The sequence below is a fragment of the Streptomyces sp. Ac-502 genome (assembly GCF_045222935.1).
Taxonomy (GTDB): Bacteria; Actinomycetota; Actinomycetes; order Streptomycetales; family Streptomycetaceae; genus Streptomyces; species Streptomyces monomycini.
In genome coordinates, this window is sequence record NZ_JBHFFO010000001.1 from 7632354 (window position 1) to 7648534 (window position 16181).

Here is a 16181-nt window from a genome sequence, read left to right on the forward strand (position 1 = left end):
GTGATCCGTTTCACGCTGGGCGAGAGCGGGACAGCGCTGCGTGATGGGCTCGGTAGCATCAAGCACCGGCCCGGGCGACTGACTGCGGGAGCCCCACCGCCGGTCGACGCCGCCGGAGGTGCCCATGAGCGCAGAGGCCACGAACCCTGGTAACCCCGTCGCGCCTGCCCAGGCCGGTCCGTCCGACCTGGGGGAAGCCGCCCAGCGCAGACGCGGCCGCCCCCGTCTGGAACTGCGCGGGCTGCGCCGCATCGGCCGGGCCGCACTGCTCGGGCCGGCCCCCGCGACGGCCTGCCGGACGCCCTGGAGCACGTCGCGAAGGTGCACCGTGCCCACCACCCGGACGCCGACCTGGACACCCTCAGCCGGGCCTACGCGCTCGCTGAGTCCTCGCACCGCGGACAGATGCGCAAGAGCGGTGAGCCGTACATCACCCATCCGCTCGCGGTGACCCTGATCCTGGCCGAACTGGGCGCCGAGACCACGACCTTGACCGCCTCCTCCTCCACGACACCGTCGAGGACACGGAAGTGACGCTCGATCAGGTGAGCCGGGAGTTCGGCAAGGAGGTCTGCTACCTGGTCGACGGCGTGACCAAGCTGGAGAAGGTCGACTACGGCGCCGCCGCCGAGCCCGAGACGTTCCGCAAGATGCTGGTCGCCACCGGCAACGACGTCCGCGTGATGTCCATCAAGCTGGCCGACCGGCTGCACAACATGCGCACCCTCGGCGTGATGCGCCCCGAGAAGCAGGCCAGGATCGCCAAGGTGACGCGGGACGTGCTGATCCCGCTCGCCGAACGGCTGGGCGTGCAGGCGCTCAAGAGCGAGCTGGAGGACCTGGTCTTCGCGATCCTGCACCCGGAGGAGTACGCCACCACCCGCGCGCTCGTCCTCGGCCACGCCGGCCGACCGGGCCCGCTCGACTCCATCGCGGAGCGGGTGCGCGCCGTCCTGGACGAGGCCGACATCGACGCCGAAGTCCTCATCCGCCCGCGGCACTTCGTCTCCGTGCACCGGGTGCGCCTGGCGCGCGGCGCGGTCACCGGCGCGGACCTCGGCCGGCTGCTCGTGCTCGTGGCCGAGGACGCCGACTGCTACGCGGTCCTCGGCGAGCTGCACACCTGCTTCACCCCGGTGGTATCGGAGTTCAAGGACTTCATCGCCGCGCCGAAGTTCAACCTCTACCAGTCGCTGCACACCGCCGTATCGGACGAGGACGGCGCCATTGCGGAAACGCTCATCCGGACCCATCGGATGCACCGGGTCGCGGAGGCCGGGGTGATCGCGCTGGGCAACCCGTACGCCCCCGCGGACGGCTCCGACCCGTCCGGGGCGGTGGCGGGCGGCGCGGTGGGGGTGCCGGCGGTCGAGGACGGCGAGCGCGTCGACCCCACCCAGCCCGGCTGGCTGTGCCGCCTCCTGGAGTGGCAGCGCGCCACCCCCGACCCGGACACGTTCTGGACCTCGTTGCGCGACGACCTCGCCCAGGACCGGGAGATCACGGTCTTCTGCGCGGAGGGCGGCTTCGACGACGGGAGCGGCACGGTCGCGACGGACCCCGTCGGTACGGGCACGGCGTGCACCGGCACCGTCGGCCTGCCCGCAGGCGCGAGCTGTGTGGACGCCGCGTACGCGCTGTATGGCGAGGGGGCCCACCACTGCATCGGCGCGCGCGTCAACGGACGCCTGGCGACGCTCTCCACGATCCTGTGCGACGGCGACAGCGTGCACCTGCTCATGGCCCCCGACTCCGCCGCCGGTCCCTCCCCGGACTGGCTCGACCACACCCGTACCCCGGCGGCCCGGCTCGCCATCTCGCGCTGGCTGGCCGCTCACCCCGGCGCGGAGGCGGGGGCGGGGGAGGGCCCGGTGGGGGCGGGCGCGCCGAGCGGAACCGGCGAGACGCGGGGTGCCGGGGCCGCCGCGGCGTCCGGGCGTCACGGCGGTGACACCGCCGCCCTGTCCACCGATCTGCCCGGCGCGACCGTACGGCTCGCGGGCTGCTGCACCCCCGTACCGCCGGACCACGTCACCGGCTTCGCCGTCCGCGGCGGCATCGTCACCGTGCACCGTGCGCTGTGTCCCGTGGTGGCCCGGATGGCCGCGTCCGGCCGGCAGCCGGTCGGCGCACGCTGGCGCGGCGCGGGAAACCGCGTACAAGGCTGCCGGGTCACCCTCCTCGCGGAGGCGTTCACCAGGCCGCACCTGCTCGCCGACCTCACTGAGGCGATCGCGGCCGAAGGCGCCGCCGTGGTCGCCGCGGCCGTCGAACCGCCCCGTGAGCAGCGCGTGCGGCACACCTACACCCTCCACCTCCCGGACGCGGCCAAACTGCCGTCCCTGATGCGGGCGATGCGGCAGGTGCCGGGCGTCTTCGACGTGCTGCGGGCGGGGCGGGCGCAGTCGGTGGTGGCGCGCTCTTGAGGAGCGCCCGGCGCTTGCGCCCAGCGCCCGTGCTCGGCCCCCGGCGCGTGCGCGGGGTCGTGGCGGAGGCGTGCGCCGGAGCGCGTCCGGGCGCACGGGAGCCGGGGGCGCGAGGGCCGGTACTCCGCGCGGTGCGACCTCCCCGAGACCGGGTGCCCACACCCGCCCCTCCAGCCTCGACGGGCGCACGGAGCCCCCCGTTCGGGTGCCGTACTGTCGCGTCGGCCACGGGCGGGCGCACCGCGCTGATAGCGGTTTGTCATGCCGCTTTCCTCGTCCCACCCCGCTCCCGGCCCCGCTCCCGGCCCCGGTTCCGCCCCCGGGCGGGGCCCCGAAGGCGCCACACCCGGCCCGCGTCCGCGCCGCCGCCCCGGTGCCGCCGTCCGCCGCCGCAGCGCCCTCGGCCTGCTCGCTGCCGCCGCACTGGTCGCCGCCGGTCTGCCGGACGCCACACCGCTCGGTGTCGGCGACCGGCTCTATCCGCACCTCGGCAACCCGGGCTACGACGTCCGGTCGTACGACATCGCCCTGACGTACTCCGGCCGCAACGACCGGCCACTGGACGCCGTCACGAAGATCACCGCACGGGCCACCGCCCGCCTCAAGCGCATCAACCTCGACTTCGCGCACGGCACCGTCCGGTCCGTCGAGGTCGACGGCCGGCCCGCGCCCCACGTCAGCCGCGGCGAGGACCTGATCGTCACGCCGCACCGCACCGTGCGCGCCGGAACCCCGGTACGGATCGTCGTCCGGCACACCAGCGACCCGCGTCCCCCCAAGGGCGGCAAGGACAAGGAGGTCGGCTGGCTGCGCACGAAGGACGGGCTGGTGATGGCCAACCAGGTCGACGCCGCGCACCGTGTCTTCCCGGGCAACGACCACCCCTCGGACAAGGCCCTCTACACCTTCCGCGTCACCGCACCCGAGAATCTGACGGTCGTCGCCAACGGAACACGCGTGGCACGCTACCCGGGCGCTCCGCCGAGGCCGGGGAAGAGCGCGACCCGTACGGGACCGGACGTACGGCAGGAGCGGGCGGCCCCCGCCATGACCACCTGGGTCTACCGTTCCGCCCACCCCATGGCCACCGAAGTGGCGCAGGTGTCCATCGGGCGCTCCGCCGTCGTCCGGCGTACCGGGCCACGCGGCCTGCCGCTCCGTGACGTCGTACCGGCCGCCGACCGCAAGCGTCTGGAACCCTGGCTGGCCAAGACGCCCGGCCAGCTCGCCTGGATGGAGAGCAAGGTCGGCCACTACCCCTTCGAGACGTACGGCGTGCTGCTCGCCCAGGCCGAGACCGGTTTCGAGCTGGAGACCCAGACGCTGTCCCTCTTCGAGGAGCGGCTGTTCACCACGGGGCAGTACCCCCGCTGGTACGTCGAAGCGATCATGGTCCACGAGCTGGCGCACCAGTGGTTCGGCGACAGCGTCACCCCGCGCACCTGGTCGGACGCCTGGCTCAACGAGTCGCACGCCACCTGGTACGAGGAGCTGTACGCGCACGAGCACTCCAAGATGTCCATGGACGAGCGGACCCGGCGTGCCTACAGCGTCTCGGACCGGATGCGCGCCGAAGGCGGCCCGCCCGGGGCACCGAAGGCCCCGGCACCCGGCAACAAGACCGGCATCTTCCGCCCGGTCATGTACGACGGCAGCGCCCTCGTGCTGTACGCGCTGCGCGCCAAGATCGGACACGCCGCCTTCGACCGGCTGGAGCGCGCCTGGGTGACCCGGCACCGCGACGGCGTCGCGGGCACCGCCGACTTCGTCGCGCTGGCCTCCCGCATCTCGGGCCAGGACCTCGGCGGCTTCTTCCGCGGCTGGCTGTACGACGCGAAGACGCCGCCGATGCCGGGCCACCCGGACTGGAAGAGCCACCACCGCACCCCGCAGCCCCCGGCACGGAAGCCGGGGGCGAAGCCGGCGGGGCAGTCGGCCGGGAAACCCGCTGGGAAGCCCGCCGGGAAGCCGGTGGGCGGGCCGGGCGCGAGGCCGCGCGGGTGAGCCCGTCGCCTGGCCAGGGGAGACCCGGCCAGGGGCGGCCCGGTCCGGGGCGGCCCGGTCCGTCCCCACACGCCCCTCACAACCCTCCCGCCTCCCGCACGGAAAATCCGTGTGACGGTGACCATCAGTCGTGCGACCATCGTCTGGCCGATGACGGGGCCGGCACCGGGAATCTCCCGGGCGGCCCGGACGTTGTCACGATCGAGAGTCCCGGGGCCGCAGGGCCCCGTACGGGACGTCCCAACGACGCGAAGGATCAAATGACCTCCTCTTCTTCCCTTCCACAGGACCGACAGCGCCTCCCCGAGAGCCGCCGGGCCGACGCCCTGATGGAAGAGGACGTCGCCTGGAGTTACGAGATCGACGGGGAGCGTGACGGCGCACAGTACGACCGCACCGAGCGGGCCGCCCTGCGCCGCGTGGCCGGGCTTTCCACCGAGCTCGAAGACGTCACCGAGGTCGAGTACCGCCAGCTGCGCCTGGAGCGTGTGGTGCTGGTCGGCGTCTGGACCACGGGCACGGTGCAGGACGCGGACAACTCGCTCGCCGAGCTGGCCGCGCTGGCAGAGACCGCCGGCGCGCTGGTGCTCGACGGCGTGGTCCAGCGCCGCGACAAGCCCGACCCCGCCACGTACATCGGCTCCGGCAAGGCCCTGGAGCTGCGCGACATCGTCCTGGAGTCCGGCGCCGACACGGTGGTCTGCGACGGTGAGCTGAGCCCCGGCCAGCTGATCCACCTGGAGGACGTCGTCAAGGTCAAGGTCGTCGACCGTACGGCCCTGATCCTCGACATCTTCGCCCAGCACGCCAAGTCCCGTGAGGGCAAGGCGCAGGTCTCGCTGGCCCAGATGCAGTACATGCTGCCCAGGCTGCGCGGCTGGGGCCAGTCGCTGTCCCGGCAGATGGGTGGCGGTGGCTCCGGCTCCGCGGGCGGCGGTATGGCCACGCGTGGTCCCGGTGAGACCAAGATCGAGACGGACCGCCGGCGGATCCGCGAGAAGATGGCGAAGATGCGCCGGGAGATCGCGGAGATGAAGACCGGCCGCGACATCAAGCGGCAGGAACGCCGTCGTCACAAGGTCCCCTCGGTGGCCATCGCCGGTTACACCAACGCGGGCAAGTCCTCCCTGCTCAACCGCCTGACCGGGGCCGGCGTCCTGGTGGAGAACGCGCTGTTCGCCACTCTGGACCCGACCGTGCGCCGGGCCGAGACGCCCAGCGGGCGGCTCTACACCCTCGCCGACACCGTCGGTTTCGTCCGCCACCTGCCGCACCACCTCGTCGAGGCGTTCCGTTCCACGATGGAGGAGGTCGGTGACTCCGACCTCATCCTGCACGTGGTCGACGGCTCGCACCCGGTCCCGGAGGAGCAGCTGGCCGCCGTGCGCGAGGTGATCCGTGACGTGGGCGCCACCCACGTACCGGAGATCGTCGTCGTCAACAAGGCGGACGCCGCGGACCCGCTGGTCCTCCAGCGGCTGCTGCGCAACGAGAAGCACGCGCTGCTGGTGTCGGCCCGCACGGGCCAGGGCATCGACGAGCTGCTCGCGCTGATCGACGAGGAGCTGCCGCGGCCGCAGGTCGAGATCGAGGCCCTGGTGCCGTACACGCAGGGTGCCCTGGTCTCCCGGGCGCACGCCGAGGGCGAGGTGATCTCCGAGGAGCATGTCGCGGAGGGCACCGTCCTCAAGGCGCGGGTGCACGAGGAGCTGGCCGCCGAGTTCCGGCCGTACGTCCCCGCCGCGTGACGCGGCAGCCGTAGGAACCGCACCGCACGCAGTACGGCGAAGGCCCGCCCCCGATCCAGGGGGCGGGCCTTCGCCGTACTCTGCTGCGGGACTGCCCGCAGGGGCGCTCGCGGACAAGGCCGTCGCGCGGTTCGCGGGAGGCTCGCGGCGGCCACGTACCCGTACCGGTGGTGACCGGCTGAAACCAGTCACCACGGTCGTACGGATGCGTGACCCCACTCGCTCACCCGGCGCGTGCCGGGTGCCCGCCGATCGGGCCGTCTACTTCGACGCGAACTTCTTGCTCATCGCGTTGTACAGGCTCTTGGCCTCCGGGCCGAGGTGCGGGCCCGCCAGCCAGCCGGCCGGACGCGGGCCGATCGAGGTGTTGGACACCAGCGCCGGCTTGCCGTCCGAGCCCTTGGCGAACCAGGGGCCACCGGAGGAACCGGCGGTCATCAGGCAGCCGATGCGGTACATGGTCGGCTTCTTGGCGTCCAGCGACAGCCGGCCCGGCTTGTCGGTGCACTGCTGAAGGGTCGCACCGTCGAACGGCGCCTCGGCCGGGTAGCCCTGGGCGGTGATGCTGTTGATGTCCGGGACCGCCGAGGCGTTGAAGTCGACCGAGTAGGCGCCGCCGGCGACCTCTTCGAGGGACTTGCTGCCCGCGCCCTTCTCCGGCGTGACGTGCATGATCGCGAAGTCGTACGGCGCCATCGGCACGCTGTTGCCCTGCGGGCCGCCCTGGCCGATCCACTGGCTGGAGGTCGACGCGCCGTCGGCCCACCACACGCCCTTGGGGAACATCTGCTCACGCGAGGCGGTCTCCAGCTGGGCCGCGGTCTTGCCGGTGTCGTTGAACGACGGGGCGAAGATCATGTTGCGGTACCAGCCACCGGTCTTGCCGGCGTGCACGCAGTGGCCCGCGGTCCACACCAGGTTCGACTTGCCCGGGTGCGCCGGGTCCTTGACCACCGCGCCGGAGCAGACCGCGTGGCCCTCGGGCGTGTCGAAGAAGATCTTGCCGAGGCCGGGCGCGTTCTGGCCGAACGGCGGCTTGACGGCCTTGGCCTGGACCGGCCGCGGGTCCGGGTCGGTCCGCCCCTGGTCGCCCGAGATGTCCTTGGGCGTGGGCTCCTTCGGCGGCTTGGCCTTGCTCGCCCGGTCCGGGTCCCACAGCCCCTTGATGATCGGGTTGATGAACTCACTGGCCTCGCGGAGCCACTTGTCCTTGTCCCAGTTCTTCCACTCGCCGTTCTTCCACTTGTCCAGGTCGACGCCGTGTTCCTTGAGCTTGTCCTGGATGTCCTCGGGGATCGTGAAGCCACCCCCGCCCGCACCGCCCTGTTCCGCGGACTGGCTGGGCTTGCCGTCCGCCTGGTTGCCCTCGGGCCCGCAGCCGGTGGCGGTCAGCGCCACCACGGCGGTGAGGGCGGCCGCGGCCAGGACCGGCCGACGTATGGATCGCATGGGTGAACTCCCCCTGGTTTGTTCAGGCTTGCCGTGGGCGCGTGTCCGGCCCCGGGCGGCCGTGCCGCGCCGTGGGTGATCGTGCCGGTCTTGCCCCGGACGTGCCCGCATCTGCTGTTTTGTCATGCACCGGAAAGCCGGGCGCAGGTCCCCACTATGCCGGTGCCGTTGGGGACGGCGGTGAGCGGGTCCCCGGTTCCGGTCCGGTGGGGATCATTCCGCGGAGGCGGTACGGGGGGGTGGGGCGAGGGCGGTGTCGGGGTGGTGCGGGGAGGGTTCCGGGGGAGCGCGGGGACGGTATCGGGGTGGTGCGGGAGTGCGCGCGGGGCGCTATACGGGGCGGGGCGCGCGGGTGGTGCGCCGGTGGGCGCCCCGTCGACCCGGCGCCCGGACACGGCAAGGATCTTGCGGGAGGCCGTGTTCTCCCGCGGGCACCGTCGTTGATACGTACGGGGGACGGCTGAGCCGTGTCCGGCGGCAGGAAAAGCGGTCCGTCCACCGACCAGGCCCGGCGACCTGCCGGCAGCGGATCAGGCCCGGAGCGCGACGGAAGCGACCCGGGGGGACGCGGCCGGCGCGCGGCGGGCCCGCCCGCAGTGCACCCGCAGTGCGTTCGGAGCACATCCGGAGCGCATTCGCGAGCGCATCCGGAGTGCCCCGCACGGCATCCGCCGGTGCATCCGCAGTTCAACAGAAGAGTCCAGCAGCAGGAGGACCGAACCGCCGTGGCCTTGACCCAGCCTCTGCCGATGGCACCCCCTCCCGCCCACGAGGGCATCCTGCGGCGGCAGTCGCTCCGCGAGTCCGCCGCCCGTACGTACGCTCGCTCGCTCCCCATCGTCCCGGTGCGTGCCCGCGGGCTGACCATCGAGGGCGCCGACGGCCGCCGCTACCTGGACTGTCTCTCCGGGGCGGGCACCCTGGCGCTCGGCCACAACCACCCCGTCGTCCTGGAAGCGATCCGCTCCGTCCTGGACTCCGGCGCCCCGCTGCACGTCCTCGACCTGGCCACCCCGGTCAAGGACGCCTTCGTCACCGAACTCTTCGCCACCCTGCCGCCCGAGTTGGCCGACCACGGCCGCATCCAGTTCTGCGGGCCGGCCGGCACGGACGCCGTCGAGGCCGCCTTCAAGCTCGTACGGACCGCGACCGGCCGGGACGGACTCGCGGCCTTCACCGGCGCGTACCACGGCATGACGGCGGGGGCGCTCGCGGCGTCAGGGGGCGCGCGCGACACCTCCGTGACCCGTCTCCCGTATCCGTACGCCTACCGCTGCCCCTTCGGCACCGGCGGCGAACAGGGCGCCGAACTGGCGGCGCGCTGGACCGCGAACGTCCTCGACGACGACAAGAGCGGCGTCGCCAGACCGGCCGGAATGATCCTCGAACCGGTCCAGGGCGAGGGCGGCGTCATCCCCGCCCCCGACAGCTGGCTGCGCCGGATGCGCGAGATCACGGCCGCGCGCGGCATCCCCCTCATCGTGGACGAGGTGCAGACCGGCGTCGGCCGCACCGGCGCGTTCTGGGCCGTCGGACACAGCGGAGTGGTGCCCGACGTCCTCGTCCTCTCCAAAGCGATCGGCGGCAGCCTGCCGCTCGCGGTCATCGTCTACCGCGAGGAACTGGACACCTGGCGGCCCGGCGCGCACGCGGGCACCTTCCGCGGCAACCAACTCGCGATGGCGGCCGGCGCGGCCACTCTCGCGTACGTCCGGGAGAACGACCTGGCGCGGCGCGCGGGTGAACTGGGCGCCCGGATGACGTCCCGGCTGGAAGCGCTGGCCGCCGAGCACGGCTGCATCGGTGACGTACGCGGCCGGGGCCTGATGCTCGGCCTGGAACTGGTCGACCCGGACGCCGACCCGGACCCGTCGGGGGCCCGCCCGGCCGCTCCCGCACTGGCCGCGGCCGTCCAGCGGGAGTGCCTCGACCGAGGCCTGATCATCGAACTGGGCGGCCGCCACGGGTCGGTGGTCCGGCTGCTGCCCCCGCTCACCATCACCGACGAGCAGGCGGACGCGGTCCTCGACCGCCTCGCCGACGCGCTGGCGGCGTCCGCAACAGCCGGAGCGTCCTCCGGGGGGACAGCGTGAGCGGGGGGAGTGGGGCGCGCGGGGGAGTGAGGGGAGCGGGGGTTCGCTTCGCTCCGGGCGCGCGGAAGCACGGCGCCGGGCGCCCGGTTGCGCGCCGGCGCCCGGTTGCGCACCGGCGCGCCGCCGCGGACCGGCGCTCCGGTCCGTCCGCCTCCAACGCGCCGCGCCTCTTCGTACTCGCACCGGTCCTCGTGATCGTGATCGTGGTGGCGTGCGCGCTCGCGATCGGGTGCGTGGGGCTTCGGCGGCAGGCGGGCCCAAAGGCCCTGACCAGCCCGGACGCGGGAGCCCCTACGGGCGCACCGCTCCTCGTGCGCGCACGGTCGCTCCCCGGCGCGCGCCCGCCCCCTGCTCAACGTCCTCTCATCGCTCCACCACCGTCCAGACCGCGTCGACCGCGCCGACCCTGCGAGGCACACCCCGATGAACGAACGCCCCGGCCCCGACGGGACTCCGGCCGACGAGCGACGTCTGCCCCGTGAACCCCTGGCCCGGCTGCGGGAACCCGCCGTGCCGCGGCAGAACCGGCGCGCCGGCGCCCACGACAGCGGCGAGAACGGCGAGCACGGCGGCCACACCGGCTGTGCCGTACGGCTCGGACATCACGAGCGGCACGGCCTTGAGGACTGCCACGGACTCGGCGCCACCCGGGTCGTCACGGTGTACGGGGACGACGAGACCGACGCCGAGATCGACGACGAGATCGACGCCGAGCCCCCGGCCGGGGGCGCCCATGAGAACGCCGCCGGTCAGAGCCCCGCGCCCGAGGGCACCGACCCGATGCGTGCCCCCGTGCAGGACCGGCTGGAGCATGAGGACCGGCTGGAACATCAGGACCCGGCCGTCGCCGCCGACGCCGCCGGGGCCGAGAGCCTGCTCCGCTGCTGGATCCGTGAGAGCGGTACGCCCCGCCCGACCGGCAACCGGCTGCGCCTCCTCTCGACGCCAGCGCGGCAACTCTGCACGTACCCGTCCTGTACTGGTCGGAGACCGGCTGGCACCGTCTCGGCGCACCCACCTTGGAAGGCACACCCGCCGACGCCGCACCCCTGGACGCCGTGACCCTCGCCGCCCTGCTGCGCCGCGAGGCCGTACGCGGCGGCGCGGGCGACAGCACCGACAGCGCCCCCGGCAGCACGGACAGCGTCAGCAGCGCTCCCGCCAGCACGGACAGCGTCAGCAGCGCTCCCGCCAGCACGGACAGCGTCAGCAGCGCTCCCGCCAGCACGGACAGCGTCAGCAGCGCTCCCGTCAGTACGGACACCGTCACCCGCCCCCTGACCAGTACGGACGACACCGGCACGGCCTCGCTGCCCACCCCGCTGCCCGCCCCGCAGCGGACCTCCCCCACCGAACCAGCCCCCGCCGAACCGCCCCCGGTCACCCCTGCGGAACGCCGGACAGCGAGAGCGCCGACCTCGTCGGCCGCGTCGCCGACTCCGTACGGCACACCGCGGTGTTCCTAGCCGACCGGCGCGCCGCCCCGGCCGACGACCTCGACACCTCCCGCTTCCTCGCCGCCGAGCAGGCCCTGCTCCTCGGCCACCCCATGCACCCGACCCCCAAGAGCCGGGAGGGCCTGACCGACGCGGAGACTCGCGCCTACTCCCCGGAACTGCGCGGCGCGTTCCGCCTGCACTGGACGGCAGTCCACCAGGACGTGTTCGCCGCCGCCTCGGCCTGGACCGAGCGCGGCCGGACCGTCCCCGCCGAACAGTTGGCCGCCCGGCTCGCCGAAGGAGCACCCCAGGCGCCCGCAGGCACCCTGCCGCTGCCGATGCACCCGTGGCAGGCCCACCAACTCGGCCACCGCCCGGACATCGCCGGAATGTACGAGGCAGGCCACCTCCACGACCTGGGCCCCGGCGGCCCCGCCTGGCACCCCACCTCCTCCGTACGCACCGTCTTCCGGCCCGGCTGCGACGCCATGCTCAAGCTCTCCCTGGGCGTACGCATCACCAACTCCCGCCGCGACAACCTCCGCAAGGAACTGGAACGCGGCGTCGAGGTGCACCGGCTGCTGCGCACCGGCCTGGCCGCACAGTGGCGGGCGGCCTTTCCCGGCTCCCCGGGCTTCGACATCGTCCGCGACCCGGCCTGGTTCGGCGTCACCGGAGCCGGCGGCGAGCCGGTGCACGGTCTGGACGTGGTCGTCCGGCACAACCCCTTCGACGCCACCGACGACGCCGTCTGCATCGCCGCCCTCACCTCCCCCGCCCCTGGCCCGGCCGCACCGGCCTGCGTTCCCGTCTGGCCGACGTCATCGGCGGGCTCACCGCCCGCACCGGGCGGCCCGCGGGCGCCGTCGCCACCGAGTGGTTCCTGCGCTACCTCGAAGCGGTGGTACGGCCCGTCCTCTGGCTCGACGGCACCGCGGGCGTCGCGCTCGAAGCACACCAGCAGAACACCCTGGTCCTGCTGGACCGGGACGGCTGGCCCGCCGGCGGCCGCTACCGGGACAACCAGGGCTACTACTTCCGCGAGTCGCGCCGTACGGAGCTGGAACGGCGGCTGCCCGGCATCGGCTCCACCAGCGACACCTTCGTCACCGACGAGGTCACCGACGAACGCTTCGCCTACTACCTCGGCATCAACAACGTCCTCGGCCTCATCGGCGCTTTCGGCTCCCAGCGCCTGGCCGCCGAGAAGGTGCTCCTCGCGGCCTTCCGGCGGTTCCTCACCGACGCCGCCACCGGGCCGGCGGAACACCGTTCGCCGCTGCCCGGCCGGCTCCTGGAAGCCCGCACCCTGCGCTGCAAGGCCAACCTGCTGACCCGGCTGCGCGGCCTCGACGAACTCGTCGGCCCCGTCGACACCCAGTCCGTCTACGTCACCATCCCCAACCCCCTGCGCCCCTGACCCCCGTCCGGCCCCGGCCCCGTCCCGCTTCCACCACCTGTCCCAGCTCCCGTCCTGACCGAACCCCGGGCCCGCCTTCAGCCCCTGCTCCACCCGTCCCCGGCCCGGCGCACGACAGCACCGGGCCCTCCACCCTCCCCATCCCTCCGTCCCGCCCACTCCCCGACTCCCCGACCGCCCACCCCGTGACCTCGTGAGGAGGCCCGGAAAGGAGAGAGCGCCACCGTGCCCCCCACCGAATCCGGCATCGATCCAGGATCCGAAAAGGCCTTCGACCACCCCCTCGAAACCTCTCCGGACGACGCGCTCGACGACACCCTCGACCTGCACCTGCCGCCCGACATCACGGCGCTCTTCAGCGAAGCGCCCCTCTTCGCCTCCACCGGCCCGGCCGACAGCCCGGGCCGCGGAGTCCTGCTCGACCACGTCGCCGACTGGGGGCCGGCGGCCACTGCCGCCGGGCCGTTCCAACTCGTGCCGGTACGCCTCGAACGCGACCTGCCGCTGATCTCCGCCTGGATGAACGACCCGGCCGTCGCGGCGTTCTGGGAACTGGCCGGGCCCCAGGCGACCACCGCCGCCCACCTGCGCGCCCAGCTCGACGGTGACGGACGCAGCGTGCCCTGCCTCGGCGTACTGAGCGGTGTCCCCATGAGCTACTGGGAGGTCTACCGCGCCGACCTGGACCCGATCGCCCGCTACTACCCGGCCCGTCCGCACGACACGGGGCTGCACCTGCTGATCGGGGGCGTCGCCGACCGGGGCCGCGGCATCGGGACCACGCTGCTGCGGGCCGCCGCCGATCTCGTACTGGACCACCGCCCGCGGTGCGGCCGGGTCATCGCCGAGCCCGACCTGCGCAACGTCCCGTCCGTCGCCGCCTTCCTCGGCGCCGGATTCCGCTACGGCGACGAGATCGACCTGCCCGACAAACGCGCGGCCCTCATGGTCCGCGACCGTGTCCACCGCCACCTCCTATGACCGTCCCCGCCCCGCGCGCCCGCCGCCGACGTTCCCCCGCCGGCGGTTCCCGCCTGCCCACGTGCCGTCTCACGGTCTCCAGCCGTCTGCCCTCCAACCCACCACCCCCGCCCCTCGTCCTCCCCGTCCCCTCCGCCCGCACCCTTCGCACTGCCCGCGTCTCCACACCTGACCCCATTTCTCCGCGCACTGTCCGTGTCGCTCAGGTCTCGTCCCCAGGAGTCCCGCCTTGCGTCCTTCTTCCGAACCCCTCCATAGCCCCGCTTCCGGTGCCGGTGACTCCGGCGGCGACAGCCCGGGCCCCCGCCACCGCGGCGCCGACAGCCCCGAGGTCACCGCTCCCGGCAGCAGCCACCACAGCCGCCCCGGCGTAGGCGACCCCGACTCTGACTCCCTCCCGGACCCCGACTTCACCCCCGATCCCGAGGTCACCCCCGACCCCGATTCCGCCCTCGCCTCCGTCTCCGCCTCCGATCCCCTTTCCGCACCCGCCTCCGGCCCCGCACCCGCCTCCGGCCCCGCACCCGCCTCCGGCCCCGCACCCGCCTCCGCACCCGCCTCCGGCCCCGCGGACGCCGCCGACCCCACGGCCGTCGTCCCCACCGCCACCGGCCACGCCTTCCCCACCCCCGGAGCTTCCACCCCGTCCGAAGCCCCAGGGGACGAACCGCCCGGCGACGAGGCGGACAGCCACCGTGCATGGCAGAGAGCCGCTCGCCGGCTGCTCGCCAAGATCCTGGCGGAGTTCGCCTACGAGGAGGTCATCGCCCCGGAACCCGACCCGAGCGCCGCCTCCGCCCCCGGCCCGCGCGGCGGACACGGCGCCCCCGGCGGCACCTCCAACAGCACCCCCGGCAGCACCACGGGCAGTCCCCCCGGCCGTACCGCCGACAGCACCCCGCATCGCGCCCCGCACGCCGGCGCCACTCCCGAGCCCACCACCGACGGTTCCCGCCCCTACCGGCTGCGGCTGAGTGCTGACGTCACCTACCGCTTCCGGGCCCGGCGCGGCGCGTACGGGCACTGGCGTATCGACCCCGACTCCATCACCCCCACAGGCGACCCCCTTCACTTCCTCTTCCACGCCCACGACAACGTCCTGGGCCTGTCCGGTGACACGACCGGCCACCTCATCCGCGAGCTGACCGCCACACTCGCCGCCGACACGCGCCTGGACGCCACGGCCCTCAGCGCGGCGGAGCTCGCCGACCTCGACTACGCCGCCCTGGAAGGCCACCAGATCGGCCACCCCTGGCTCGTCGCCAACAAGGGGCGGCTGGGCTTCTCGGCGACCGACGCCGCCGTGTGGTCACCCGAGGCCCGCACCCCGCAGCGGCTGCCCTGGATCGCCGCACACCGCCGGCTGGCCGTCTACCGGGGTGTGCCGGCCCTGGCCACCCCTGATCGTCTTTACGCCGATGAACTCACCCCCGCCGTCCGTGACGCCTTCGCCCGCACCCTCTCCTCGCAGGGCCTCGACCCCGCCGACTACCTCTACCTCCCCGTCCACCCCTGGCAGTGGGACGAGACCGTCGCGCCCCTCTTCGCCCCCCAACTCGCCGACAAATCCATCGTCCCACTCACCACTGACAACGACCTGCGACTGCCCCAGCAGTCCATCCGCACCTTCCTCAACACCAGCCGCCCCAGCGCCCGTACGGTCAAGCTCCCGCTCTCCGTCCTCAACACTCTGGTCTGGCGCGGCCTGCCGACCGAACGCACCATCGCCGCCCCCGCCGTCACCGCCTGGGTCCACGGCCTGCGCGACGCCGACCCGTACCTGCGCGACGAGACCCGGGTGATCCTGCTCGGCGAGACCGCGTCCGTCACCGTCGAACACCCCCTGTACGACCGGCTGCCCGGCGTCCCGTACCAGTACAAGGAACTGCTGGGCTGCATCTGGCGGGAGCCGATCAGCCGCTGTCTGGACCCGGGGGAGCGGGCCCGGACCCTGGCCGCGCTATTGCAGACCGACCCGCACGGGCGGGCTTTAACCGCCGAGCTGGTGCACCGTTCCGGCCTGGCGCCCCGCGTCTGGCTGCGCCACCTCTTCGCCGCCCTGCTGCCGCCCCTGCTGCACTTCCTCTACCAGTACGGCACGGTCTTCTCCCCGCACGGCGAGAACGCCATCGTCGTCTTCGACCAGCAGGACGTCCCCACCCGCCTCGCGGTCAAGGACTTCGTCGACGACGTCAACACCAGCGCCGAGCCGCTGCCGGAGCACGCCACGATGCCCGCCGACGTCCGCGCGGTGCTGCTCACCGAACCGCCGGACTTCCTCACCCAGTTCATCCATTCCGGACTCTTCGTCGGGGTCTTCCGCTACCTCGCCCCGCTCTGCGAGGAGCAACTCGCGGTCCCGGAAGCCGAGTTCTGGTCCCTCGTACGGGCGGAGATCCTGCGCCACCAGGGGCGCTTCCCGCACCTGAAGAAACGCCACGAGACCTTCGACCTGCTCACGCCCCGCATCGCCCGGCTCTGCCTGAACCGCAACCGGCTCCACCTCGACGGATACCGCGACCGTGCCCAGCGCCCGCACGCCGCCGTCCACGGCACCGTGCCGAACCCCTCCACCACCCGTGACCGAGCAGACTGTCAGTGGGCCCGCGTAGGGTGGCAAC

At 73.6% G+C, this 16181-nt stretch carries 6 protein-coding genes and 3 pseudogenes; 8 read left to right on the forward strand and 1 reads right to left on the reverse strand.

Annotation, left to right across the window (positions count from 1 at the left end; genetic code table 11):
• Positions 1–124: 124 nt before the first annotated feature.
• From ACEXOX_RS34825 to hflX, 3 genes and pseudogenes are all read left to right on the forward strand, one after another.
• A pseudogene (locus tag ACEXOX_RS34825) lies at positions 125–2426 on the forward strand (RelA/SpoT family protein).
• 261 nt (positions 2427–2687) lie between these two features.
• Positions 2688–4430, forward strand: a complete 1743-nt coding sequence (locus tag ACEXOX_RS34830) for a M1 family metallopeptidase (RefSeq protein ID WP_406524870.1) — start codon at positions 2688–2690, stop codon at positions 4428–4430.
• A gap of 260 nt (positions 4431–4690) precedes the next feature.
• A complete protein-coding gene (gene hflX, locus ACEXOX_RS34835; RefSeq protein ID WP_030020355.1) occupies positions 4691–6178 on the forward strand; it encodes a GTPase HflX in 1488 nt (495 codons plus the stop codon).
• 261 nt (positions 6179–6439) lie between these two features.
• On the opposite strand, the gene ACEXOX_RS34840 is transcribed toward hflX, so the two are convergent.
• On the reverse strand, positions 6440–7627 hold the full coding sequence (locus tag ACEXOX_RS34840) for a trypsin-like serine peptidase (RefSeq protein ID WP_406524871.1): 1188 nt from the start codon (positions 7625–7627) through the stop codon (positions 6440–6442).
• A 725-nt stretch (positions 7628–8352) separates the two neighbouring features.
• Between ACEXOX_RS34840 and ACEXOX_RS34845 the strand changes: the two genes are divergently transcribed.
• From ACEXOX_RS34845 to ACEXOX_RS34865, 5 genes and pseudogenes are all read left to right on the forward strand, one after another.
• Positions 8353–9720, forward strand: a complete 1368-nt coding sequence (locus ACEXOX_RS34845) for a diaminobutyrate--2-oxoglutarate transaminase family protein (RefSeq protein WP_406524872.1) — start codon at positions 8353–8355, stop codon at positions 9718–9720.
• 423 nt (positions 9721–10143) lie between these two features.
• Positions 10144–10782 (forward strand): hypothetical protein, encoded by a 639-nt coding sequence (locus tag ACEXOX_RS34850; RefSeq protein ID WP_406524873.1) that lies wholly within the window; start codon positions 10144–10146, stop codon positions 10780–10782.
• Positions 10680–12579: pseudogene (locus ACEXOX_RS34855) on the forward strand (IucA/IucC family protein). Before ACEXOX_RS34850 ends, ACEXOX_RS34855 begins: the two are co-directional and overlap by 103 nt.
• A gap of 225 nt (positions 12580–12804) precedes the next feature.
• Complete coding sequence (locus tag ACEXOX_RS34860) at positions 12805–13560, forward strand: GNAT family N-acetyltransferase (RefSeq protein WP_406524874.1); 756 nt, start codon at positions 12805–12807, stop codon at positions 13558–13560.
• Between the two features lie 721 nt (positions 13561–14281).
• Positions 14282–16129: pseudogene (locus ACEXOX_RS34865) on the forward strand (IucA/IucC family protein); the annotation flags it as partial.
• Positions 16130–16181 lie beyond the last annotated feature (52 nt).